Origin of the sequence: Photobacterium satsumensis (genome assembly GCF_050336935.1) — a bacterium.
Taxonomy (GTDB): domain Bacteria; phylum Pseudomonadota; class Gammaproteobacteria; order Enterobacterales; family Vibrionaceae; genus Photobacterium; species Photobacterium satsumensis.
On the sequence record NZ_JAKJSK010000012.1, the window covers coordinates 148495 to 173983 of the forward strand.

16 protein-coding genes are annotated in these 25489 nt (G+C 53.6%); 12 read left to right on the forward strand and 4 right to left on the reverse strand.

Annotated elements, in window-relative coordinates:
* Positions 1–46 precede the first annotated feature (46 nt).
* On the reverse strand, positions 47–994 hold the full coding sequence (gene mnmL, locus L4D79_RS22950) for a tRNA modification radical SAM protein MnmL/YtqA (protein ID WP_428654782.1): 948 nt from the start codon (positions 992–994) through the stop codon (positions 47–49).
* A gap of 613 nt (positions 995–1607) precedes the next feature.
* Here mnmL and gltB (L4D79_RS22955) point away from each other — a divergent pair.
* From gltB (L4D79_RS22955) to L4D79_RS22995, 9 genes are all read left to right on the forward strand, one after another.
* Entirely contained in the window at positions 1608–6155 is a 4548-nt protein-coding gene (gene gltB / locus L4D79_RS22955; RefSeq protein ID WP_428654784.1) for a glutamate synthase large subunit, read from the forward strand.
* Entirely contained in the window at positions 6148–7623 is a 1476-nt protein-coding gene (locus L4D79_RS22960; protein ID WP_428654786.1) for a glutamate synthase subunit beta, read from the forward strand. Before gltB (L4D79_RS22955) ends, L4D79_RS22960 begins: the two co-directional genes overlap by 8 nt.
* Before the next feature lie 345 nt (positions 7624–7968).
* Positions 7969–12432: a glutamate synthase large subunit gene (gltB, locus tag L4D79_RS22965; RefSeq protein ID WP_428654788.1), complete on the forward strand. Its 4464-nt coding sequence runs from the start codon at positions 7969–7971 to the stop codon at positions 12430–12432.
* A gap of 12 nt (positions 12433–12444) precedes the next feature.
* A complete protein-coding gene (locus L4D79_RS22970; RefSeq protein WP_428654790.1) occupies positions 12445–13857 on the forward strand; it encodes an FAD-dependent oxidoreductase in 1413 nt (470 codons plus the stop codon).
* A 119-nt stretch (positions 13858–13976) separates the two neighbouring features.
* On the forward strand, positions 13977–14675 hold the full coding sequence (gene mtnN, locus L4D79_RS22975; protein ID WP_428654793.1) for a 5'-methylthioadenosine/S-adenosylhomocysteine nucleosidase: 699 nt from the start codon (positions 13977–13979) through the stop codon (positions 14673–14675).
* Between the two features lies 1 nt (position 14676).
* A complete protein-coding gene (locus L4D79_RS22980) occupies positions 14677–15633 on the forward strand; it encodes a cobalamin biosynthesis family protein (protein ID WP_428654795.1) in 957 nt (318 codons plus the stop codon).
* Positions 15634–16458, forward strand: a complete 825-nt coding sequence (gene btuF / locus L4D79_RS22985) for a vitamin B12 ABC transporter substrate-binding protein BtuF (protein ID WP_428654797.1) — start codon at positions 15634–15636, stop codon at positions 16456–16458.
* A gap of 120 nt (positions 16459–16578) precedes the next feature.
* Positions 16579–17190, forward strand: a complete 612-nt coding sequence (locus L4D79_RS22990) for a TRIC cation channel family protein (protein ID WP_428654800.1) — start codon at positions 16579–16581, stop codon at positions 17188–17190.
* Between the two features lie 198 nt (positions 17191–17388).
* Positions 17389–17805: a VOC family protein gene (locus tag L4D79_RS22995; RefSeq protein ID WP_428654802.1), complete on the forward strand. Its 417-nt coding sequence runs from the start codon at positions 17389–17391 to the stop codon at positions 17803–17805.
* A gap of 64 nt (positions 17806–17869) precedes the next feature.
* On the opposite strand, the gene tyrS is transcribed toward L4D79_RS22995, so the two are convergent.
* A complete protein-coding gene (tyrS, locus tag L4D79_RS23000) occupies positions 17870–19057 on the reverse strand; it encodes a tyrosine--tRNA ligase (protein ID WP_428654804.1) in 1188 nt (395 codons plus the stop codon).
* Between the two features lie 127 nt (positions 19058–19184).
* Between tyrS and shyC the strand changes: the two genes are divergently transcribed.
* Positions 19185–20504 carry a peptidoglycan DD-endopeptidase ShyC gene (gene shyC / locus L4D79_RS23005; protein ID WP_428654807.1) on the forward strand — a complete coding sequence of 440 codons (1320 nt, stop codon included), beginning with the start codon at positions 19185–19187 and terminating at the stop codon, positions 20502–20504.
* 113 nt (positions 20505–20617) lie between these two features.
* Here shyC and erpA read toward each other — a convergent pair whose 3' ends face one another.
* Both erpA and clcA read right to left on the reverse strand, forming a co-directional pair.
* Positions 20618–20959, reverse strand: coding sequence for an iron-sulfur cluster insertion protein ErpA (erpA, locus tag L4D79_RS23010; protein WP_107350759.1), 342 nt, complete (start codon positions 20957–20959; stop codon positions 20618–20620).
* Positions 20960–21019: 60 nt separating this feature from the next.
* A complete protein-coding gene (gene clcA / locus L4D79_RS23015) occupies positions 21020–22423 on the reverse strand; it encodes a H(+)/Cl(-) exchange transporter ClcA (protein ID WP_428654809.1) in 1404 nt (467 codons plus the stop codon).
* A 279-nt stretch (positions 22424–22702) separates the two neighbouring features.
* Between clcA and hemL the strand changes: the two genes are divergently transcribed.
* Both hemL and L4D79_RS23025 read left to right on the forward strand, forming a co-directional pair.
* Positions 22703–24001 (forward strand): glutamate-1-semialdehyde 2,1-aminomutase, encoded by a 1299-nt coding sequence (gene hemL / locus L4D79_RS23020; RefSeq protein WP_428654811.1) that lies wholly within the window; start codon positions 22703–22705, stop codon positions 23999–24001.
* Between the two features lie 336 nt (positions 24002–24337).
* A complete protein-coding gene (locus tag L4D79_RS23025) occupies positions 24338–25423 on the forward strand; it encodes an AI-2E family transporter (protein WP_428654813.1) in 1086 nt (361 codons plus the stop codon).
* The last annotated feature ends 66 nt before the right edge of the window (positions 25424–25489 follow it).

Here is a 25489-nt window from a genome sequence, read left to right on the forward strand (position 1 = left end):
CAACCGCTAATACCCAGCCCTTGTTGGCCGCAGGCTCGTTTAGGGCTTATCCCGCTACGCGAGAGGCCGGAGGGGTATATTCAAACGGCCGCCCCAGCGCCGTCCCCTGACCACCGTGCTGATCCAGGTTGCGGCCAATCTCGGTCATTGCCAACCAACGGTTTTCACACCACTCTGGCGCCAGCAGGGTTGGTTTGCGAGCACTGGCCGAGACCCGGTGGTAAACCACCTCAGGCGGGGTCAGGCGGATCATTTCTGCCGAGATCTCGGTGTAATCATCAAGGCTCAGTTCGGCCAGCCGACCGGCTTTCCATGACAGTCCCATAATACTCCCCTCGACAATATGCAGTGGGTGCAACTTGATACCATCCACACCGGCATCAACCACCTTACGGACTGTATCTAGGTTGTCCTCGCGGGTATCTCCCGGCAGGCCGACAATTAGATGGGCACAGACTTTCAGCCCCAATGCCCGCGCCCGCTTGGTTATTGCCTCGTAGCACGCAAAGTCATGGCCGCGGTTGATCCGCTTGAGGGTTTTGTCGTTGGCGGTCTGCAAGCCCAATTCTAGCCAAATTTCATAGCCTTGTTCACGGTAACCCGCCAGTAGCTCGAGTACCTCATCTGGCACACAGTCAGGTCGGGTTCCGACGCACAAACCGACAATATCGGCCGCTTTCAAGGCTTCTTCATACATTGCTTTTAATGTCTGCACCTCCGCATAGGTGCTGGTATAAGCCTGGAAATAGGCGAGATAACGCTTCGCACGGTCGACCTCACCGGCGCGCTGAGATAGCTGCTCGGCAATCGGTTTGTGCTGCGCCTGCTCATCGGCAAAGGAGGCTACATTGCAAAAGGTGCAGCCACCACGGCCAATAGTACCGTCACGATTCGGGCAGCTGAAGCCACCGTGTAAGGTCAATTTATGCACCTTCTCTCCGTAGCGACGCTGTAGGTCTTGGCCTAATGTGTTCACGAGCTCATGCAGCTGCATCTTGTCACCTAGTCATTCAAGGGGTCGAAAAAAGCGGCACAGATTAGCACCATTGGTTTTGTCAAAAGTTGTGCGAGAACAATAAAGGCGTTTTTTTCACCACGTATGGACGGAGAAAAAGAATGAAAATTAGCAACAACATCATCCTGTAATACTTTGGTCTAACCCCCAACCGAGTAACCATACAAAAATAAAGGTTAAAAGTTTCACTATGCATATAGAGAGCTATTTTCGAATAGATACTCATCCAATTAAGCAATTAATTCATAGTGATGCTGAGATGTTACTGGCAATGGATAATTTTTGTTGGTAATTAATCAATCAAAATTGTAGGATAGTTACAGCTGTGTGCAATTTATGAACAATAAAAGTAACTAAACTCTGCAAATATTTAGTGGTTTATGTTGCTCCCCATCAAAACTGCAGCGCTTTTGCATACCAGAGCATGAGTGCTACAGAATGAAGTTTGCTATTGATTGACTACATCATCCCACAGCAAACCCATCCTCAACGGCCGGACAGGAGTCCACCAAGGCCTGCAGGGTGTATAACCAAAATTAGGGATAACTCAGGTATCTGGATTGGTGCCTGTTGAAACTGGAAGGAAGTATCTATGACAGATCAAGAGCTGAATGCTCAGGGACTTTATGTGCCTGAAATGGAGCACGATGCCTGTGGTATCGGCTTTGTGGCCCACCTAAAGAACCGTAAATCCCACGAAATTGTCACCCAAGCCCTTGATATGCTAGCTCGGATGGAACACCGTGGCGGTCAAGGCTGTGACCCGAGCAGTGGTGACGGTGCCGGTATATTGCTACAAAAACCCCATGAATTCCTGCTGGAAGAAACCGTCAAGCAAGGGATCCGTCTGCCATCATTCGAGCAGTACGGTGTGGGAGTGGTGCTATTTCCCAAAGACGAGTACAAACGCCAGCAATGTCGCGACATCCTAGAGCGCAACGCCAAACGACTTGACCTAGAAGTGGTTGGTTACCGTGTGCTGCCCGTTGACAATTCAATGATTGGCGAGGATCCGCTAAGTACCGAACCCCAGTTTGAGCATGTCTTTATTACCGGCGGTGCCAGCATGGAGCCCGCGGTACTTGAACGCAAACTTTACGTATTGCGAAACTACACGGTTCGCGTCTGCCTAGAGAGTATCTCCAACATCGGAGATGACTTCTACATCAATTCACTGTCATACAAGACACTGGTTTACAAGGGTCAGCTAACGACCGAGCAGGTACCACAGTACTTCCTTGATCTACAGAACCCATCGATGGTGACAGCACTGGCGCTGGTCCACTCTCGCTTTTCGACCAATACCTTCCCGAGATGGCGTCTGGCCCAGCCTTTCCGTTACATCGCCCATAACGGTGAAATCAACACCGTACGCGGTAACCTGAACTGGATGAAGGCCCGTGAAGCGATCCTTGAGTCTGAGCTATTCAGCCAGCAAGAAATCGACATGCTGCTGCCTATCTGCCAGGAAGGCAGTTCGGATTCATCCAACTTTGATATGGCACTGGAACTCTTGGTCCTGTCAGGCCGTAGCCTGCCACATGCGTTAATGATGCTGATCCCAGAAGCATGGCAAGAAAACAAAAATATGGATCCGAAGCGTCGTGCCTTCTACCAGTATCATGCCAATGTCATGGAACCTTGGGATGGCCCAGCGTCTGTTTGTTTCACCGATGGTGTTCAGGTTGGTGCAACCCTTGACCGTAATGGTCTTCGCCCGTCACGCTATACCGTGACCAAAGATGACTTCTTAGTGATGGCTTCTGAATCGGGTGTGGTTGAAATCGAGCCTGAGAACGTTCAGTTCCGCGGCCGCCTGCAGCCGGGGCGAATCTTCGTTGCCGACCTAGAGCAAGGTCGCATCATCTCTGACGAAGAAGTTAAAGACACTATCGCTTCTGCCCAGCCTTATGAGCAGTGGGTCAAAGACAACCTGCTGACGCTGAAGAGCCTGCCTGAAGCTGACAACATGCACCACCAGCCAACGCCTGAGCGCCTTCTGCACCACCAGCAAGCCTTTGGTATGAGCTCGGAGGAAGTCAACGAAATCATCGTGCCGCTGGCAAAAACGGGCTACGAGCCACTCAGCGCCATGGGTGCCGACTGGCCGCTGGCCGTGCTGTCGCACCAGTCACAGCACCTGTCAAACTACTTCAAGCAGTTGTTTGCCCAGGTCACCAACCCACCGATCGATCCGATCCGTGAACGCATGGTTATGTCACTCAACACATACTTGGGTAAAGATCATAACCTGCTAACCGAGACACCAGAGCACTGCCAGAAGGTTGAGATTGAATCGCCGGTACTGAGCAATGCTGAACTTGAAAAGCTCCGTGCTATCGATAACGAGTACCTACAGGCCAAGACGCTGGATATCGTATTCCGTGCCAGCGGTGAGGACGGTAAACTGGAACGCGCGCTGAAGCGTATCTGCCAGTACTCGGAAGATGCGGTGATTGACGGTTACTCGGTCATCATCCTGACCGACCGTGCCGTCAACTCAAACCACGCCGCAATCCCTGCCATGCTGGCTGTTGGTGCTGTTCACCACCACCTGATCCGCAAGGGCCTGCGTGCCAAGTGTGACATCGTGGTTGAAACCGGTGATGCCCGCGAAACCCACCACTTTGCGACACTGGTCGGCTATGGCGCCAACGCCGTGAACCCGTACCTAGTGACAGAAACCATTGTTGATCTGCAGCGCAAGCGTAAGCTGGATCCGGAAGTTCCCACCGAAGAGCTGTTCAACAACTACCGTAAAGGGGTAAACGGTGGCCTGCTGAAGATCTTCTCCAAGATGGGGATCTCAACCCTGCAGTCCTACCACGGTGCGCAAATCTTCGAAGCGCTGGGTATCAGCAAATCAGTCGTAGACAAGTACTTCACCGGCACGGTTTCCCGTATCCAGGGCCTGACCATCGACGATATCGCCAAGGAAGTGCTGGTTCGTCACCGTCTGGGCTACCCTACTCGTGAAGTGCCAATCCAGATGCTGGATGTCGGCGGTGTCTACCAGTGGAAACAGCGTGGCGAAAAACACCTGTTCAACCCAGAAACCATCTCTTTGCTGCAGCAATCGACCCGTAACAAAGATTTTGCCCAGTTCAAAGAATACGCCAGTGCCGTCGACGCCCAGGGCGACGATGCCGCCACGTTGCGTAGCCAGCTTGAATTCATTAAAAACCCAGCAGGCTCCATCCCGCTGGCAGACGTCGAGCCAATCGAAAGCATCCTTAAGCGCTTTGCGACCGGTGCCATGAGCTTCGGCTCTATCTCTTACGAAGCACACTCGACACTGGCTGTGGCGATGAACCGTATCGGCGCCAAGTCGAACTCGGGCGAAGGCGGTGAAGATCCTGCCCGCTTCGAGAAGAAAGACAACGGTGACTGGGAGCGTTCGGCCATCAAGCAGGTCGCATCAGGCCGCTTCGGTGTCACGTCTTACTACCTGACCAACTCTGACGAGATTCAGATCAAGATGGCACAGGGCGCCAAGCCGGGTGAAGGCGGTCAGCTACCGGGTGACAAGGTGGATGACTGGATCGGGGCAACCCGCCACTCAACACCGGGCGTCGGCTTAATTTCACCGCCGCCGCACCACGATATCTACTCTATCGAAGATTTGGCGCAGCTGATCTACGATCTGAAAAACGCCAACCGTGCCGGCCGTGTCAACGTCAAGCTGGTATCGGAAGCCGGTGTCGGTACGATTGCCTCGGGTGTTGCCAAAGCGAAAGCAGATGTCGTGCTGATTGCCGGCTTCGATGGCGGTACCGGTGCGTCACCAATGTCATCTATTCGCCATACCGGTCTACCGTGGGAACTTGGCTTGGCCGAGACCCACCAAACCTTGCTGAAGAACGGTCTGCGTAACCGTATCGTGGTCCAAACCGATGGCCAGATGAAGACCCCCCGTGACCTTGCCGTAGCCACCCTGCTGGGTGCCGAGGAATGGGGTGTGGCAACCGCTGCCCTGGTGGTTGAAGGTTGTATCATGATGCGTAAGTGTCACAAGAATACCTGCCCGGTGGGTATCGCGACCCAGAACAAGACCCTGCGCGAGCGTTTCGACGGCCGTGTCGAAGATGTCGTCACCTTCTTCCAGTACATGGCTGAAGGCCTGCGTGAAATCATGGCAGAGCTTGGCTTCCGCACCATCGAAGAGATGGTTGGTCAGTCAAACAAGCTGAAAATTCGCGAAAACATCGGCCACTGGAAGTACCAGAACCTGGATCTTAGCCCGGTACTGTTCATCGAACAGGCACGTGACGAAGATGGCGTGTACAACCAACGCGAGCAGAACCACAACCTGGAAGCGGTACTCGATCGCAAGTTGATTGAAGCGGCAGCACCTGCCCTGTACGAAGGCAAGCAAGTGGATGCCAAGTTTGGCATCATCAATACCGACCGCAGTGCCGGTACCATGCTGTCGAACGAAATCTCCAAGATTTACAAAGATAAAGGCCTGCCACAACCAATGAACGTCAAGTTCACCGGTTCTGCTGGCCAGAGCTTCGGTGCTTTCCTGGCCAAGAACGTCAAGTTCGAAGTCGAAGGTGATGCCAACGATTACTGGGGCAAGGGCTTGTCAGGCGGTACGCTGGTACTTTACCCAGATGCCAAGTCTGACATCATCCCGGAAGATAACATCGTAGTGGGTAACGTCTGTTTCTATGGCGCGACCTCGGGCGAGTCTTACATCCGCGGTATGGCCGGCGAGCGTTTCTGTGTACGTAACTCAGGTGCTCGAGTTGTGGTTGAAGGCGTCGGTGACCACGGCTGTGAATACATGACCGGTGGTGTTGCCGTTATCCTCGGCCAAACCGGCCGCAACTTCGCCGCCGGTATGAGCGGTGGTGTGGCGTATGTCTGGGATCAGTTCGAAGATTTCGACACCAAGCTCAACCCAGAGCTGGTTGATCTCGACCCGCTTGAGCAAGAAGACAAAACGCTATTGTTCGACATGCTCACCAAACACGTTGAACTAACCAGTAGTACTGTGGCAGAAACCTTCCTGTCGAACTTCGAGGCCAACCTCGAGAATATGGTGAAGGTCATGCCGAGGGACTACAAGGCAGTCCTGCAAAAGCGCAAGGAAGAAGCACAAATCAAGGAAGAGTTGGAGGCCGTCAATGGGTAAGCCTACAGGATTTTTAGAGTTTGGCCGCGAGCTGCCAAAGAAGCTGGATCCGAGCGTCCGTATTGAGGACAACAAGGAATTTGTTCTCAACGAGGAGTTCGGCGACAAGATCAATACGCAGGCCTCTCGCTGTATGGATTGTGGCGTTCCGTTTTGCCACAACTCCTGCCCGATCGGTAACATCATCCCGGAATTCAATGATGCGGTTTACCGTGACAGCTGGGAAGAAGCATGGAATATCTTGAGTTCGACCAACAACTTCCCGGAGTTTACCGGTCGTGTGTGCCCGGCCCCTTGTGAAAGTGGCTGTGTACTGGGTATCAACCAAGACCCAATCACGATTTGTAATATCGAGAAGACCATTGTCGAAACGGCGTACCGCGAAGGGTACGCCAAACCCAAGACACCACGTTCGCGTACCGGAAAAACCGTTGCAATTATTGGCTCTGGCCCTGCCGGCCTAGCCGCGGCCGAGCAGCTTAACAGCGCCGGCCACTGCGTCACTGTGTTCGAGCGTGACGAGAAAGTGGGCGGCCTACTGCGCTTCGGGATCCCTGACTTCAAGCTGGGCATGGACATTATTGATCGCAAGATCAACCTGATGGCCGATGCCGGGATCAAGTTTGAAGTCAACGCCCATATTGGGGTCAACGTCAACGCCCAGCAACTGCGCCAGGAATTTGATGTCATATTGCTAACCGGTGGTTCGACGGTGCCGCGCAACCTGCCAATCCCGGGCCGTGAGCTCAACGGTGTCCATTTTGCGATGGAGTTTCTGGCCCAGAACAACCGCCGCGCCAACGATATGGATCTGAAAACGGAAGAAATCCATGCCAACGGCAAGCATGTGGTGGTGATCGGTGGGGGTGATACGGGATCTGACTGTGTCGGTACCTCTAACCGTCACGGGGCGGCCAGCATTACCCAGGTCGAGATCATGCCGATCCCACCTGAAAAGCGTCCGGCCAACCAGCCATGGCCTTCTTACCCAATGATCATGAAAACCTCGACCTCCCATGAGGAAGGGTGTGAGCGTCACTGGAACATCCTGACCAAGGAATTTATCGGCGACGATGCTGGCAACGTAAAAGCACTGCGTATTGCCGATATCCAGTGGGAAGAAGCTAAACCGGGTGAGCGCCCAGGATTTACTGAGGTCGTAGGTTCAGAGCGTATCATCCCTTGTGATCTGGCGTTTTTGGCAATGGGCTTCCTGCATCCGGAACCAACCGGCGTGCTGGCCCAGCTGGATATCAAACTCGATGAACGTGGCAATGTAGCGACACAAGGGTTTGCCACCAACCAAAAAGGCGTATTTGCTGCCGGTGATATGCGTACCGGCCAATCACTGGTTGTCCGCTGTATCAACGAAGGCCGTGAGTCTGCCCGAGAGATTGATGCCTACCTAATGGGTAACAGCAACCTGGAAGCTAAAGCTGATTCCCTAATGCTGTCGAATGCCTCTTAGGACTAAAGCAAGCTCTTATCAGAAAACGTAATCCAAACCGGCCCAAGCGGCCGGTTTTTTATTCCCTTGAAGATATACTTCCCATAATTATTCACTATCACCCTCCCCAAATACCTTGCAATATCGGTGCCCGACCAGAATGTTAATTTATTGTTTATAGTTTGACCTTTCTGTAAATAGCCGTTAACTTGAAAGGTCGCAGGAAGCAAAAGGTACCTTTGCGGCCCCTAGATAATCAAAACAAACCACCAATGGTGCGCGCAAGGGTTGTCATCCGATGGTCAGGAAGACCGTCAAAAAATGCAGTATTTCTGCTTATTCAGGCAGATGCTAGGGAGAGTTGTAATGACACTGTATAACCCCATGCTGGATAAAGATAACTGTGGTTTCGGGTTAATTGCCCACATTGAAGGAGAAACCAGCCACAAGCTTGTCCGCACCGCCATTTCCGCCCTTGACCGTATGACCCACCGCGGCGGGATCGCCGCCGATGGCAAAACCGGTGATGGCTGTGGGCTGCTGATGAAAAAGCCCGAGAGCTTTTACCGTATTGTGGCCGAAGACAAGGGGTGGAAACTATCGCGTGAATTTGCCCTCGGCATGCTGTTCCTCAGCCAGGATCCGGTACTTGCCGAGCAGGCCCGGACCATTATCAGCGAAGAGCTCGCCAAGGAAACCTTGTCATTGGTTGGCTGGCGGCAGGTTCCCATCAACCCACAGGTGCTGGGCCCTATCGCGACCGAAACTCTCCCCAATATCGAGCAGGTGTTTATCAATGCCCCTGCTGGCTGGAAGCCAAGAGATATCGACCGCCGGCTGTATGTTGCCCGGCGCCGGATCGAAAAACGCATCACCGCCGATCCCGACTTTTACATCTGTAGCCTGTCAACGCAGGTCACTGTCTACAAGGGGCTATGCATGCCCGCCGATCTGCCCCGCTTCTACCAAGACCTGGGAGATATCCGGCTAGAATCGTCAATCTGTTTGTTCCACCAGCGGTTTTCTACCAATACCCAACCCCGCTGGCTATTGGCACAGCCGTTCCGCTATCTGGCCCATAATGGTGAAATCAATACCATTGCCGGTAACCGCCAGTGGGCCCGGGCGCGTGCCTATAAATTTGCCTCGCCACTGTTGCCGGATCTGCAAACGGCAGCCCCCTTTGTCAACGAAACCGGATCGGATTCCTCGAGTCTCGATAACATGCTCGAGCTCTTCCTGTCCGGCGGGATGGATCTGTTTCGCGCGATGCGGATGCTGGTCCCACCGGCCTGGCAGAACCACCCGGATATGGATCCCGAGCTGCGGGCTTTCTATGATTTCAACTCCATGCACATGGAGCCGTGGGATGGCCCGGCAGGTATCGTGATGTCCGACGGCCGTTATGCCGCCTGTAATCTCGACCGTAACGGCCTGCGCCCGGCGAGATACATCATCACCAAGGACAAGCTGATCACCCTTGCCTCCGAGGTCGGGATCTGGGACTACGCACCCGACGAAGTGGCCGAAAAAGGCCGAGTGGGGCCGGGCGAATTGCTGGTGATCGATACCAAGTTCGGTAAAATCTGGCACTCTGCCGACATCGATAACGACCTGATGGGACGCCACCCCTATAAAGAGTGGATGGATAGCCATGTCAAACGCTTGGTGCCCTTCGAAGAACTCGGTGACGAGCAGGTCGGTAGCCGCTCGTTCGATGATAGCGAGCTCGGCACCTGCCAAAAACAGTTTGCCATGAGCCGCGAAGAGATCGATCAGGTCCTGCGGGTGATCGGCGAGAACGGGCAGGAGGCCACCGGCTCCATGGGCGATGATGCGCCGATGGCCGTGCTGTCGTCACGCGAGCGGGCTGTCACCGACTACTTCCGCCAGATGTTTGCCCAGGTCACCAATCCACCGATTGACCCGTTGCGGGAAAAGCATGTGATGTCACTGGCCACCTGTATCGGCCGTGAAATCAATGTGTTCTGCGAAACCGACAGCCATGCCTACCGGGTTGCCTTTAGCTCACCGGTCCTGCTCTATTCCGACTTGGTACAGCTGCTGGAGCTCGACAACCAGCACTACCGCAACAGTATTATCGACATCAACTTCAATCCCGATGAAAAAGATCTCAAGCAGGCTATCATTGATATCTGTGATCAAGCCGAGCGCTTGATCCGCAGCGGCACGGTACTCATCGTTTTGTCGGATCGCGGCATCAATGCCGGCAAGCTCCCCATTCCGGCAGCAATGGCGGTGGGAGCCGTCCAGAACCGGCTAGTCACCCAGCAGCTGCGCTGCGATGCCAACATTGTTGTCGAAACCGCCACTGCGCGCGATCCGCACCAGTTTGCCGTGTTGCTCGGCTTCGGGGCCACCGCAGTGTACCCATACCTTGCCTATGAAACCCTCGGCCAATTAGTTGATAGTAATGCCATTACCAAGCCATATCGCGAGGTCATGCTCAACTTCCGCAATGGCATCAACAAGGGCTTGTACAAAATCATGTCCAAGATGGGGATCTCGACCATTGCCTCCTACCGCTGCGCCATGCTGTTCGAAGCGGTCGGTCTTGATGATGACATTGTTGCTCTCTGTTTCCGCGGCGTATCAAGCCGGATCCAGGGCGCAGGGTTTGCCGACTTCCAACAAGATTTGTTCAATCTTTCCCGCCGGGCATGGCTCAAACGCAAGCCTATCGAGCATGGTGGGTTGCTGAAATATGTCCACGGCGGCGAGTTCCATGCCTACAACCCGGATGTCATCGGCACCTTGCAAAAAGCCGTCAAATCCGGTGACTACACCGATTACCGAGCCTTTGCCCAGCAAGTGAACGAACGCCCTGTCGCGGCTATTCGCGACTTGCTCAGGCTCAAGCCGGACCAAGCCCCGATTGCCATCAACAAAGTCGAAGAGGCATCGGCGCTCTACCAGCGGTTTGACTCTGCCGCCATGTCTATCGGCGCCCTGAGTCCAGAGGCCCACGAAGCACTGGCTATTGCGATGAACCGTTTGGGAGGCAGCTCCAACTCCGGCGAAGGCGGTGAAGATCCGCGCCGTTTCAACAGCGAGAGAAACTCCCGCATCAAACAGGTGGCTTCAGGCCGTTTTGGCGTCACCCCGCACTATCTGGTGAATGCTGATGTCATTCAGATCAAAGTGGCACAGGGGGCCAAGCCCGGTGAAGGCGGGCAGCTTCCGGGCCATAAGGTCACCACGGAAATCGCCAAATTACGTTATGCGGTGCCTGGTGTTACCCTGATTTCGCCACCGCCCCATCATGATATTTACTCGATTGAAGATTTGGCCCAGCTGATCTTCGATCTCAAGCAGGTCAATCCGACCGCTATGGTTTCAGTCAAGCTTGTTTCTGAACCCGGTGTCGGCACCATTGCCACCGGGGTTGCCAAGGCCTATGCCGATCTTATTACCATTTCCGGTTACGATGGCGGTACCGGTGCCAGCCCGCTAACCTCGGTCAAATATGCCGGGAGCCCGTGGGAATTGGGTCTTGCCGAAACCCAGCAGGCCTTGGTTGCCAATGGCCTACGCCACAAGATCCGCCTGCAGGTGGATGGCGGCCTGAAAACCGGATTGGATGTGGTCAAGGCGGCGATCCTCGGTGCTGAGAGCTTTGGCTTCGGCACGGCCCCGATGGTGGCATTGGGATGTAAATACCTGCGGATCTGCCATCTCAACAACTGTGCCACTGGTGTGGCGACACAGGACGAAACCCTACGCCGCGATTTCTTCAAGGGACTCCCCGAGCAGGTCATGAACTACTTCATCGGCCTGGGTCAGGAAGTGCGTGAGCTCCTTGCCGAGCTGGGCGTCGAAAAGCTAACCGACCTCATTGGCCGCACTGAGTTACTGGAAGTCATCGAAGGTTATACCGCCAAGCAGAGTAAGTTGGATCTCGCTCCGGTACTGGCAACCTCAGAGCCACTGGCAGGCAAGACCCTATACTGCAGCGAAAGCAACACCCCGTTCGACAATGCACCGCTTAATATCGCCCTGTTCGAACAGGCCCTACCGGCAATCGAAGCCCGCAGCGGCACCGATATCTTCGAGGACATCCGCAATACCGACCGCTCGGTAGGCGCAAGGCTATCCGGTGAAATTGCCAAGCGCTGGGGGAATCAGGGCATGGCTTCAACACCGGTCAACCTCCACCTGACCGGTACCGCCGGCCAGTCATTCGGGGTATGGAACGCCGGCGGGCTGAACCTCTTCCTGACCGGTGATGCCAACGACTATGTCGGTAAAGGGATGACCGGCGGCCAAATCGTGATTCGTCCGCCTATTGGCTCAGCCTTCAAATCCAATCACTCGACCATCATCGGCAATACCTGCCTGTATGGCGCGACAGGCGGCAAGCTCTTTGCTGCAGGCAAAGCCGGTGAGCGTTTTGCGGTGCGTAACTCCGGCACCATCGCAGTCATCGAGGGAGCAGGTGACAATGCCTGTGAATACATGACAGGGGGCATAGTGGCAATACTTGGCAAGACCGGCGTCAATTTCGGTGCCGGGATGACAGGGGGATTTGCTTACATCCTCGACGAGGATGGTGATTTCTCCGGCCGGGTCAACCCTGAACTGGTCGAAGCCCTGCCACTGGCCAAACTGAAGATCCATCAAGAGCATCTTCGCGGCATGATAGACCAACACCTTGAATTAACCGGCTCAGATCGGGCACAGGAAATATTGGCCGAGTTCGACCAATGGATCCCGCGCTTCTATCTAGCCAAACCCAAGACTGCCGATGTCAATACCTTGCTCGGCCACCAGAGTCGCTCAGCCGCCGAGCTGCGCGTGCAAGCACAATAGGGAGGGAGCCCGATGAGCCAGAACATATACCAGTTTATTGATGTCGCGCGTATCGACCCGCCCAAGAAACCACTGAAAGTACGGAGAATTGAGTTTGTCGAAATCTACGAACCGTTTACCCGCCAGCAGGCCAGCGCCCAGGCTGACCGCTGCCTTGATTGCGGCAACCCGTACTGCGAGTGGAAGTGCCCGGTCCACAACTACATTCCCCAATGGCTGAAGCTCGCCAACGAAGGCAGGATCATCGAAGCCGTTGAGCTATCTCACCAGACCAACACCCTACCCGAAGTCTGTGGTCGGGTCTGTCCACAGGATCGACTGTGTGAAGGCGCGTGTACGCTCAACGATGACTTCGGCGCCGTCACCATCGGTAATGTCGAAAAATATATCACCGACAAGGCATTTGAGATGGGCTGGAAACCGGACATGTCCCATGTTGAGTGGACCGGCAAAAAGGTGGCAATCATCGGGGCAGGCCCTGCCGGTCTGTCCTGTGCTGATATCTTGGTGCGCAACGGAGTCAAACCCGTGGTGTTCGATCGCTACCCGGAAATTGGCGGGCTGCTAACCTTTGGCATCCCCTCATTCAAACTGGAAAAAGAGGTCATGATCAACCGCCGCAAGATATTCTCCGGCATGGGTGTCGAGTTCCGCCTCAACACCGACGTCGGCAAGGATATTGAATTGGCCGAACTGATTGCCGAATATGATGCTGTGTTCCTCGGCGTCGGTACCTACCAGAACATGCGGGCAGGCTTGGACAACGAAGAGGCTCCAGGTGTCTTCGATGCCTTGCCGTTCTTGGTGTCCAATACCTACCGGGTAATGGGGCTCGAGGGCGGACAGCCATTTATTGATATGGCAGGGAAAAACGTGGTGGTACTCGGGGGGGGAGACACTGCGATGGACTGTGTCCGGACCTCGGTACGCCAAGGCGCCAGCAGCGTTACCTGTGCCTACCGCCGCGATGAGGCCAATATGCCGGGTTCAAAACGCGAGGTGAAAAACGCCCGCGAGGAAGGAGTGAAGTTCCAGTTCAACCTGCAACCTACCGGCCTGGAAGTGGATAGCCACGGTCAAATCTGCGGCGTCAATATGATCAAGACAGCACTCGGTGAACCCGATGACGCAGGCCGCCGCCGCCCAGAGCCCGTACCGGGTAGTGAACATACCCTGTCCGCTGATGCGGTGATCATGGCCTTCGGCTTCCAGCCCCATGCCATGCCTTGGCTGGCTGAGTTTGGGGTCGATCTCGATCAGTGGGGCCGGGTCCTAGCACCGGAGAGTGGCGATTTTGCCTTCCAGACCACCAACCCAAAAATCTTTGCCGGCGGGGATGCCGTCCGCGGCTCGGATCTGGTGGTGACCGCCATTGACGAAGGACGCCGCGCCGCAGACGGTATCCTTGACTACCTAGATGTGTAGCGATTAGATGTGAAACTAACCAGCTGGCAACTTGGCATTATTCAGGTTTGCCATGGTACAATCCGGTCATTCCCAATGCCCCCGTCAGGGGGCTTGTTACCAAACAAGAGACTGTATTGATGAAAATCGGCATTATCGGCGCGATGGAGCAAGAAGTTGCCATCCTTAAAGATCAACTGGCTAACTGCGAAACTCACCACAAAGCAGGTTGTACTTTCTACACCGGTACCCTCAATGGCCATGATGTGGTTCTGCTTCAATCTGGCATCGGTAAAGTAGCGGCTGCTGTGGGTAGCGCTGTACTGCTTGAGATCTTCCAGCCAGATGTAGTACTGAACACAGGCTCTGCCGGTGGTTTCGATAGCAGCTTGAACGTAGGTGATGTCGTGATCTCGACAGAAGTACGCTACCACGATGCCGACGTAACGGCATTCGGCTACGAAATCGGTCAGATGGCCCAGCAACCAGCGGCGTTTGCTTCTGATACCAAACTGATGGACACAGCTGAAAAAGCACTGGCGACTATGGGTGATACCCACGCGGTTCGCGGCCTGATCTGTACTGGCGACGCCTTCGTGTGCTCGGCAGAAAAACAAGCATTTATCCGTGAAAACTTCCCATCAGTGATTGCCGTTGAGATGGAAGCGGCAGCCATTGCCCAGGCTTGTCACCAGTTCAACGTGCCGTTCGTGGTTGTCCGTGCCATTTCTGATGTCGCTGACAAAGAATCGCCAATGAGCTTTGAAGAGTTCTTGCCAGTGGCAGCACAAAGTTCGTCGGTAATGGTTGCCAAGATGGTTGAACTACTGAACCAGTAAGATGACCGACGCCATTGCACTTATCGCCGGTAACAGCACCCTACTCGCCTTGTGGGGTGCACTGGCATTGCAATGGCTGTTGCCTATTCCCTCCCAGCTCCATCCGCTACAAATCTGGCGCCAACTGGCCTTGGCCCTCGCCAACAAAGTCAACAAAACCAGTGATGCCCCGCAGCAAAAGCGCTTGTCAGGTTTGCTGTCATGGTCGCTGCTATGGTTGACCGTACTAATTGTTCTTATTTGCCTTTACCAATTGGTCTGGATCGATACGGCTTTCCACCTTCTGCTGCTATGGATAGCTCTGGACTGGCGTAACATGCGCAAGTTCAGTAAACAATTTGTCCGCGCCTATAGCCGTGAAGACAAGCTACAATGCCGGGCACTGCTAGGCACGAGGATAAACCGCCATACCGACAACCTATCACTGCTCGGGCTCGGTAAAGCCGGCGCCGAAACCCTGCTGATCGGATACGGTCGGTTAGTCGTTGGCGTCTTGTTCTGGTACGCCCTAGCTGGCGGAATTGGGGCCATCTTGTATCGCTTAGCCGTCGAACTGAGCCGCTGCTGGTCACCCAGCAGGCAACAATACCGCCATTTTGGCCAATCGGCCACCACTGCCCTTGCCATATTGGATATTGTTCCACTGCGCCTATTTGCGCTGTTACTGACGATAGGTCACAACGGGAAAATTGCATTGCGGGGACTCCGGCAACAGGGGGAGATGTGGCAACTCCCCGGCCCAGGCTGGCTATTAACGGCTACCGGCCACAAACTGTCGCTATCACTGGGCGGTCCGGTTATTTATGATCAGATAAAAATGGAGCGGCCCAAGCTGGGTGGAAAAATCGCCCCAGCGGCATTGCACCTGAGCCAGATTGATCGCCTCGCCAACCAACGACTATGGATGTGGGTTACCGCCCAAAGCCTGCTATTGCTAATGCTACAAGGAGCTGTTTAAGTGCGTTTAGCTGTTTTCTGCCTACTGTTATTTCCGGCCTTCCTCACAGCGGCCCAGCCCGTGAAAACCATCATCAGCCTGTCGCCACACACTACCGAGATGGCCTATGCTGCAGGTCTTGGCGATAAGCTCATCGCGGCCAGCGACTACAGTGACTATCCGGAAGCCGCCAAGTCCCTCGAACGAGTGGCCAACTACCGCGGTATCAAAATGGAGCGGATAGTCGCCCTGCAGCCGGATCTGATCTTGGCCTGGAAAGGGGGAAATCCAACCCGCGAAATGACCCGGCTGGAGCAACTGGGCTTCAAAGTATTCTATTCCAACCCCAAATCACTGGAAGATATTGCCAGTACCCTAGAGCTGTTGGGGCAATTTGCCGACTCACCTGAGCAGGCCCAGCTCAGCGCCAGTGACTTCCGCCAGCGGCTGGACACTCTGCGTTTGGCACATCAGAAAAAAAACACGGTCAGCTATTTCTACCAACTCAGCAACAGCCCGATGATCACCGTCGCTGGAGACAACTGGCCAAGCCAAGTCTTTGCCGTCTGTGGTGGAAAAAACATCTTTGCCAACAGTGCCGCTGCCTATCCGCAGATCTCAACCGAACAGGTCATTGTCCGCCAGCCAGAGGTGATCTTCGGCACCTCGCATGCAGCAGCCGATTCTTCAGTATGGGACAATTGGCGCCAACAGTTACCCGCCGTTGAGAAGCAGCACATATTTACGGTTACATCAGACTGGCTAAACCGACCGACTCCCCGGACAATTATGGCCGCCGAGGAGATCTGCCAATATCTCGATCAGGTACGACAAAGCCGCTTGTAACACACTCTCAACAATCACTGTGAGTCACCTCACAAAGCGGTATCAGCGAGTTGTCAGCTAGTTTATTCGTCGTACAATCTGCGCGATCGCCCTATATTCTCTGACTCAGCAGGTATCATGATGCTCATTTATCTTCTCGATATGTTCGGAACGGCCGTGTTTGCCGCCTCGGGCGTATTACTGGCAGGCCGACTTCGGATGGACCCATTCGGAGTCGTGGTGCTGGCCAGCGTCACCGCAATCGGCGGGGGGACCATCCGTGACATGGCTCTGGGGGCCACACCCGTTTTCTGGATCACCGATACCAACTACCTCTGGGTGATTTTCATTACCTGCTTGATCAGCATGCTGGCTATTCGCCGTCCGCGACAGATGCCGTGGTGGATATTGCCTGTATCCGATGCCATCGGCCTTGCGGTATTTGTGGCTATTGGTGTCGAGAAGGCACTGCGTTTTGGTGCCACACCGATGGTTGCCGTGATCATGGGCGTCATGACGGGCTGCGGTGGCGGGGTGATCCGTGATGTACTGGCCAGGGAGATCCCGATGGTACTGCGTACCGAAGTGTATGCCACCGCCTGTATCCTCGGTGGTATAGTCCACACCATGGCCCTGTCGGCAAATGTTGATAGTGCCGTCGCTACCCTGGCAGGCATTATCACCACTCTGACGATCCGTCTCGCCGCAATACGCTGGCACCTCTCGCTGCCAACCTTCGCCCTGAGACATTGATATACCTCGCATCTCCAGCGCAATAATCTTTTGAGTTTTCACAAAAACCGCCACCCTGGCGGTTTTTTTCTACCTAATTACACTTAGCCAAATAAATATATAAACAAATAACTTTACTTAATTGAAGGGCGGGCTATGTTTAAGTAAACAAAATACCTTACTTAATAAAAACCTTATTTAACAAAAACCGAGGTGCCTATGATCCCCTACGTAGAACATGCCAACATTACTGTCGGCAATATCGACCGCACAGTCGAATTTATCCAAACCGCCCTACCGTCATTTGCTATCCGCCATTGCGGCCAAGGTGATGGCTACCGCTGGTGTCATCTCGGTACCGCACAAAGCTACCTTGCTTTGCAGGAAGTCGTCGCACGAGAATCAGTCGATCGCACGCCGTACCGAGACAGCGGCATTAACCATATTGGTTTGGTGACCGATGATATCGATAGTGTCAGAGCACGCCTACTGGCCGCCGGGTATAAAGAAAATGAAATGGAAACGTCGCACCCTTGGCGAAAGCGCATTTATTTCTGGGATCCCAATGGGATAGAGTGGGAATTCATTGAATACCTGAGCCAGGATGACAATCAGCGCAACGACTACAACCAATAGGCTATTGGCAGTATGATCAAAAAAGGCGCCGAGAGCGCCTTTATCATTCGGATGTAGACCTTGATTACTTCAGGGTCACACGGGCAAACTTACGCTTACCCACTTGGTAAACCGCAGTGCCTGCAGCAGGAACCAACTTGGTATCTTCAACCTTGTCGCCATCAATTTTCGCAGCGCCCTGACGGATCATACGCATCGCATCAGACGTTGAGTTAACCAGCCCAGCATCTTTCAGTAGGTTACCAATCGCAATACCGGCTTCAAATTCGAACTCTGGCATTTCATCTGGCATCGCGCCTTTCTGGAAACGGTTAATGAACTCTTGCTCGGCAGCATCAGCATCGGCTTCGCTGTGGAAACGAGCAATGATTTCTTTCGCCAGCAAGATCTTCACATCACGTGGATTCTTGCCACTAGCAATGTCAGCTTGGAACTGATCAATTTCTGCTAACGGGCGGAAAGACAGACATTCGAAGTAGTTCCACATCAGATCATCAGAAATCGACATGATTTTACCGAACATCTCGCTAGGCACATCAGTCACACCAATGTAGTTGTGTGCTGACTTGGACATTTTCTTCACACCGTCCAGACCAACCAATAGTGGCATCGTCAGGACAACCTGTGGCTTCTGGCCATTGGCTTTCTGCAGCTCGCGGCCCATCAGTAGGTTGAACTTCTGATCGGTACCACCCAGCTCAACATCGGTCTCCATTGCCACTGAGTCATAGCCCTGAAGCAGTGGGTACATGAACTCGTGAATCGCAATAGGACGGCCTTCGTTGTAACGCTTCTTGAAATCATCACGCTCAAGCATACGGGCAACGGTTTGGTTTGCAGCCAGACGGATCATACCTTCCGCGCCTAGCTCAGACAGCCAGCTCGAGTTGAATTCAATCTTGGTCTTGGCCGGATCCAAAATTTTGAAGACCTGCTCTTTATACGTTTCAGCATTACGCAGAACGTCTTCGCGAGTCAGCGGTGGACGGGTCGTATTTTTGCCTGTTGGATCACCCACCATACCGGTGAAATCACCGATCAGGAACGTGACGTCATGGCCTAGCTCCTGGAACGTACGCAGTTTGTTCAGGATCACTGTGTGACCCAGGTGAATATCCGGTGCCGTTGGATCGGCACCCAATTTGATTCGTAGAGGACGGTTCTCTTTCAGCTTGGCAATCAGCTCCTCTTCCGGAATCAACTCATCCACACCACGCTTAATCTCAGCTAAAGCTTGTTCAATGCTGGCCATTCTTGTTCGCTCCCACAGAATTGGCAAAAAAGTAATAATCCTCAATCTTACTTGAATAGCGATGTTATTTGAAACCAGTTAGACTAAGGGTTGTCTTATTTTTTACGAAATCGCAAAAAAACACCACATGCAAGTACCGATACTCCGCCAGTTGCCAAGGATGCACCAAACCCTCATCACCGTGATCAGCGCGCTGCTCGTGGTGTTACTATTATGGCCGAGTTCGGAAAACAGCGGACACCCCGAGCGAAAGTTCGAAATCGGCAAACTCTACCCACTCGAAATCTCCCTCGACACTGACCAATTACGCCCAATGGCAGGCGATGAGAAACCAACCATCCCGCCGCTTGAATGGAAAGAGCACGAAGTGCAATCTGGCGAAAGCCTCGCGGTGGTGTTTAATAAGGTTGGCCTGTCTCCAGCGACACTTTACCGCTTGGTCAATGCCGACGAGGGTACCAAGACCTTAACGACCCTGCGTCCGGGCGATAAGCTGCGCTTCGGCTTTGACGAGGACAACCAACTGGTCCAGCTGATCCAACCGAAAAGTGCCACTGACAGCCTAGTGATCACCCGTACCGCTGATACCTTCTACTCGAATAAAGAAAGCAAGGATGTCGACCTACAGCTCAATTTTGCCCAGGCAGTGATCACCTCCAGCTTCTGGAATGCCGCCGACAAAGCCGGGCTAACCGCCAACCAGATCATGGAAATTGCCGGGATCTTCGGTTGGGACATCGATTTCGCTTTGGATATCCGTTCCGGTGATACCTTCTCGGTACTGTTTGAAGAACGCTTGGTCGAAGGTGAGCCCATTGGACGCGGCAACATTCTGGCGGCGACCTTCACCAACCTAGGCCAAACCTTCACCGCGATACGCAGTGAAGACGGCAAGTACTATGACGAGAAAGGCTTGGCCATGCGCAAGGCCTTCCTGCGCTCGCCAATCAACTTCCGTTACGTCAGTTCGAACTTCAACCCACGCCGCCTTCACCCGGTGACCGGCCGAGTCAGCCAGCACCGAGGAACGGACTATGTCGCCCCGGTCGGCACACCAATTTGGGCGGCTGGTGACGGTGTGGTGATGCAATCGAGCTACAATAAATTCAATGGTAACTATGTCTTTATCCGTCATAGCTCTACCTATATCACCAAGTACCTGCATATGACCAAGCGTAAAGTCAAAACGGGACAGCGCGTTAAGCAAGGACAAACTGTTGGCACCCTTGGTGGGACAGGCCGTGTTACCGGTCCGCACCTGCATTATGAATTCTTGGTCAATGGCGTACACAAAAACCCAAGAACGGTAAAACTGCCTCAGGCCCGCTCGCTGAGCGGCAAGGAAAAGACTCAGTTCCAGCAATTTGCCAAAGAACGTATGGCGCAGCTGAACCACTTCAGCCAGTTTATTGCCGACAACAGCCAACTGCTTGGCAACCGCACCTAATCGGTTATGGCTAACCGTTGCGTGGCCCAATAAAAAAGCCGCTCCCTCGGGAGCGGCTTTTTATCAGCCTTCTTTCAGCTATTGCTGGGGCAATATGAATGCCTCAGGCTCAATTAGACGCTGAACGATGCACCGCAACCACAAGTGGTTGTCGCGTTAGGGTTATTCACGAAGAAACGGGAACCTTCCAGCCCTTCCGTGTAATCAACCGTACCACCGATCAGGTACTGCAGGCTCATCGGGTCAACAACCAGTGTGACTCCGCTATTTTCAATCGTGGTATCGCCTTCATTGACTTTCTCGTCAAAGGTGAAGCCGTATTGGAAACCACTACAACCACCACCGGTGATGTAAACACGCAGCTTCAGCTCCGGGTTTTCTTCCTCGGCAATAAGCGCTTTCACTTTGTTCGCTGCAACATCGGAAAAACTCAGCGGCAGATTGGCATCGCTCATTTAAAACCTCTCAAATACTTTCGGTTATGACCGTCATTATCTAATACCTGACTATCTCGTTCAAGTATTGACCACCGAAGACTGCTCTCGCTGGGCCATTTTTTCCTTTTCCATGGTCCGATGTAGAAGCTGGGAGTAGATTGGCTTGCCGCCCAATACCTGTGCCAGCATCGTCGCTCCCAGCGTTGTAATGATTAATGGCAAGATCAAATCATAATTATTGGTCATTTCGATCACCAGCAAAATCCCCGTGATCGGGGCCCGGACGGTGGCTGCAAACAGCGCCCCCATACCGGCAATCGCAAACATACCCGGCTGAAGACCAAGATCCGGAAATAGATGCTGGGCGATGGCGCCAAAGAAAGTACCAAACAGGGTGCCCAAAGCCAGCATCGGAGCGAAGATCCCACCGGGTGCCCCAGAGCCAAAACACAGCAGTGTGGTTGCCACTCGCGCCAAAAACAGAATCAACAGCACACTGATCCCGTACTCACCGTTTGTCGCACTGGGGATCAAGCTGATCCCTCCTCCGGTCAACTCCGGTACATAAAGCAGCAGCAAGCCGAACGTCCCACCCAGCAGGGTGCCAGTCAGCAAATAGCGCCGGCGGTCATTACGGTGGATACGGGCAAACATATCTTGGCTCATGGTGATTAGCTTATTGAAAATCACCCCGAAAATACCAAAGGCCATCCCGAGCAACAAAAACAACCACAGCGAGCGCAGCAACGGCGCATCATACTGTGGCATGGTGATCACCGCCTGCTGACCAGAAAGACTGCGGAACACAATATTGGCAACAATGGCCGAGATCATCACACACTTAATCGAAATCAAGCTGTAGCGAAACTGTGGCCGCATCTCCTCGACCACGAACATAATTGCAGCCAGCGGCGCATTGAACGCTGCCGCCAGACCGCCTGCGGCACCCGAGGCCAACAGCGCATGACGGCCTTCTTTATCTTTAAGGTGGAACAAGTCAGACACCATCCGGCCGATATTGCCGCCCATCTGTACCGACGGTCCTTCCCGACCCAGCACCATGCCCGACCCCAGCGCGCCCAAACCACCAATGAACTTAACCGGCAGTACCCGCCACCAGCGTACCGGCCGAATGTCATCCATCGCCCCTTCTATTTCAGGGATCCCCGAGCCGGCGGCCTCCGGCGCAAAACGGTGGACAAGGTAGTAACCCACCAAGGCCAACAAGGCGCTGATCAGAAACGCTGACAACCACAGCGGCAGCACGTTGCTGATCTCATGCCGCAACCATTCTGTACGCTGCTCCGACACCCAATGCACCGCAATTTCAAACAAGGTCGACAACAAGCCCGCCCCCAGCCCCACCAGCGCAGAGAGGAAAAGGACGGAAACAGGGGTTTTGTCACGCGATAAAAAGCGTCTGACCAGCCCGCTTGGCTGCAGTCTTTCAGGCGCAGGAGTGCCTTGGTTTTTCTCTGTCATCAAAAATGCCGTAATCGTGAAGTCATCCCGGAGCCGGGGAGTGATAGAAAGGGGCGCCCTAAAATATGGGGAGGGCACCTTGAACTAGCATAGCTGACCGATTGTTTTTTTTACATATTCAATGTTGGAAACTAGCTTTGCAGTGATGCACAGCATCTTTGTGCCCCGCCCAGCCTTGCGCTAGCTCAGAGTTCCTGCGCCACCAATTGAAAGCCCCACATAGCCTAGGTACAATGCCGACAGTTCAAATCGGACAATCTTCAATAACAGGACATCACAATGAGCAAGTCAGCTGATTTATTTGCCAAAGCACAACAGACCATCCCGGGTGGCGTTAACTCACCGGTTCGTGCCTTTGCAGGGGTAGGCGGCAGCCCGCTATTTATCGAGCGCGCAGACGGCGCCTATATCTTCGATGCCGATGGCAAAGCCTATATTGACTATGTTGGCTCATGGGGTCCGATGATTCTTGGCCACAACCATGTTGCGATCCGCGATGCGGTGATCAAGGCAGCACAACAGGGCCTGAGCTTTGGTGCGCCGACTGAGATGGAAATCACCATGGCAGAAATGGTGTCCCAACTTGTTCCGTCGATGGAAATGGTTCGTATGGTGAGCTCGGGTACCGAAGCAACCATGAGTGCTATCCGCCTTGCCCGTGGCTTCACCAACCGCGATAAAATCATCAAGTTTGAAGGTTGCTACCACGGCCATGCTGACTGCCTATTGGTAAAAGCAGGCTCTGGTGCGCTGACACTGGGCCAGCCAAGCTCTCCAGGTGTACCGGCTGATTTTGCCAAGCATACCCTAACTTGTACCTTCAACAACCTAGACTCTGTTCGCGAAGCCTTTGTCGAAAACCCAGAGCAGATCGCTTGTATCATTGTCGAGCCAGTCGCTGGCAACATGAACTGTATCCCACCGGTACCGGGCTTCCTTGAAGGCCTGCGTGAGATCTGTGATGAGTTTGGTGCGCTGTTGATCCTTGATGAAGTAATGACGGGCTTCCGTGTTTCACACGGCGGTGCCCAGGGTTACTACAACATCAAGCCGGATCTAACCACGCTGGGTAAAGTGATCGGTGGCGGTATGCCAGTGGGTGCTTTCGGTGGCCGTCGTGAAGTGATGGAATATGTGGCACCGACCGGCCCGGTATACCAAGCAGGTACACTATCGGGGAATCCTGTTGCCATGGCGGCCGGCCACGCCTGCCTGAGCGTTCTGACCCAAGAAGGTCACGAGCAACAGCTTGCCAGTACCACCCAACGCCTAGCAGAGGGCTTCCAGTTGTTGGCTGACAAGTACCGTATCCCGCTGAAAACTAATCAGGTGGGTGCAATGTTCGGTTTCTTCTTTACCGATCAGGACGCAGTGAACTGCTACGACGATGTGGCTAAGTGTGATATCGAGCGCTTCAAGCGTTTCTTCAACCTAATGCTGGAGAAAGGTGTTTACCTAGCCCCATCAGCATTCGAAGCCTGCTTCACTTCCCTAGCCCATGGCGACAAGGAAATTGAAGCCACGCTGGGTGCGGCTGAATATGCCTTCAAAACGTTGGCAGAAGAAGCAGCGGCATAATTCGTTTAGTACGTATTCCTTACTATATATAGACACAAGCCGCTCACTGAGCGGCTTGTTGCTTTTTCGGCATATTACTTTTTCGGCAATGACTACTGCCAAAAGAACAGTGCTAGCAGTATCAGTGCCAGCAACACCCAAACAGCGATAGGAACCCGCCGCTTTTTCTTGGTCTCGCCGCCACAATCACAACACCCCATAGACACTCTTCCTTGCTTGTAAAATCAGAGAGATATTATCACCAATATGATTGCTATGCAGGCAATGTGGTGCAATCATATTACTCAATATTGCAACAACAACAGCCCCAATAAAATAATCGAAAAGGGATACACAGTGCCCAAACCATTCAAAGTTGAATCGCGCCACTGGATGCTTGTCGCCGCGTTGGCTATGGCCGCCTACGCCAGTTATACATTGATCGAGCCGTATATCGGCCCTATCGTGATGGCTTTTATCATTTCACTGCTTTATTACCCATTGCATGAAAAGCTAGACAGGGTAATGCCTCGCTCGCCCAACTTGTCATCGGTACTGTCTTGTACCCTGCTAACTTTTATCATCGTGATCCCGATGCTGGTGGTATTCAGCTCAATCATCCATCAGGGCACCACCTTTTCCAAGGAAAGCTATACTTGGCTAACCTCCGGCGGCGTTCAGGAAGTCTTGGCCCATCCCTACGTAGTCAAGCTGCTTACCCTTGTCGAAAAATACTCACCGTTCGAGCCGGTCGATACCCAGGTGATGGTCCAGAAAGTGGCTGCAGCCTCATCGAAGTTTGGTGCCCAATTGCTCAATGTCAGTGCCCGCTTGCTCGGTGATGCCACCAATTTCCTGATCAACTTCATGCTGATGCTGTTCGTCTTGTTCTTCCTGCTCCGCGATCATGACAAGATAGTCCAGACCATCCGCCATGTACTGCCACTGTCCCGCAGCCAAGAAGATGCGGTACTCAATGAAGTCGAGCAAGTGGCCAAGTCCGCGGTATTAGGCTCTTTCCTTACCGCCCTTGCCCAAGGCTTTGCCGGTGGTTTCGCGATGTGGATGGCGGGCTTCCAGGGGTTATTCTGGGGCTCGATGATGGCCTTTGCCTCGTTGATCCCTGTGGTCGGCACCGCGCTTATCTGGCTACCGGCCAGTATCTACCTGCTGCTAATCGGCAAGTGGGAATGGGCCGTGTTCTTGATTGGCTGGGGCGCGATTGTCGTCGGCTCAATCGACAACTTCCTGCGCCCGCTGCTGATGCAGGGCAGCTCAGGGATGAGTACGCTGCTGATCTTCTTCTCTATCATTGGTGGTCTACATGTGTTTGGCCTGATCGGCCTGATCTACGGCCCGATCATCTTTGCCGTCACCCTGGTACTGTTCAAGCTCTACGAGACCGAATTCCAAGACTTCCTTCACAACCAAGACCAGCACTAACCCGTTTGGCTGGGGCGTTAGCCCCAGCCCGACTTTTCTTATGAGTGAATTTGTGGAACAATTCGC

Bases quoted from the DNA above. Each gene is read 5' to 3' on its own strand.
- L4D79_RS22960 (WP_428654786.1), top strand. From the start codon at position 6,148: ATGGGTAAGCCTACAGGATTTTTAGAGTTTGGCCGCGAGCTGCCAAAG.
- mnmL (WP_428654782.1), bottom strand. From the start codon at position 994: ATGCAGCTGCATGAGCTCGTGAACACATTAGGCCAAGACCTACAGCGT.
- L4D79_RS22995 (WP_428654802.1), top strand. From the start codon at position 17,389: ATGATCCCCTACGTAGAACATGCCAACATTACTGTCGGCAATATCGAC.
- L4D79_RS22990 (WP_428654800.1), top strand. From the start codon at position 16,579: ATGCTCATTTATCTTCTCGATATGTTCGGAACGGCCGTGTTTGCCGCC.
- mtnN (WP_428654793.1), top strand. From the start codon at position 13,977: ATGAAAATCGGCATTATCGGCGCGATGGAGCAAGAAGTTGCCATCCTT.
- shyC (WP_428654807.1), top strand. From the start codon at position 19,185: ATGCAAGTACCGATACTCCGCCAGTTGCCAAGGATGCACCAAACCCTC.
- clcA (WP_428654809.1), bottom strand. From the start codon at position 22,423: ATGACAGAGAAAAACCAAGGCACTCCTGCGCCTGAAAGACTGCAGCCA.
- gltB (WP_428654788.1), top strand. From the start codon at position 7,969: ATGACACTGTATAACCCCATGCTGGATAAAGATAACTGTGGTTTCGGG.
- tyrS (WP_428654804.1), bottom strand. From the start codon at position 19,057: ATGGCCAGCATTGAACAAGCTTTAGCTGAGATTAAGCGTGGTGTGGAT.
- gltB (WP_428654784.1), top strand. From the start codon at position 1,608: ATGACAGATCAAGAGCTGAATGCTCAGGGACTTTATGTGCCTGAAATG.
- erpA (WP_107350759.1), bottom strand. From the start codon at position 20,959: ATGAGCGATGCCAATCTGCCGCTGAGTTTTTCCGATGTTGCAGCGAAC.
- L4D79_RS22970 (WP_428654790.1), top strand. From the start codon at position 12,445: ATGAGCCAGAACATATACCAGTTTATTGATGTCGCGCGTATCGACCCG.
- L4D79_RS22980 (WP_428654795.1), top strand. From the start codon at position 14,677: ATGACCGACGCCATTGCACTTATCGCCGGTAACAGCACCCTACTCGCC.
- hemL (WP_428654811.1), top strand. From the start codon at position 22,703: ATGAGCAAGTCAGCTGATTTATTTGCCAAAGCACAACAGACCATCCCG.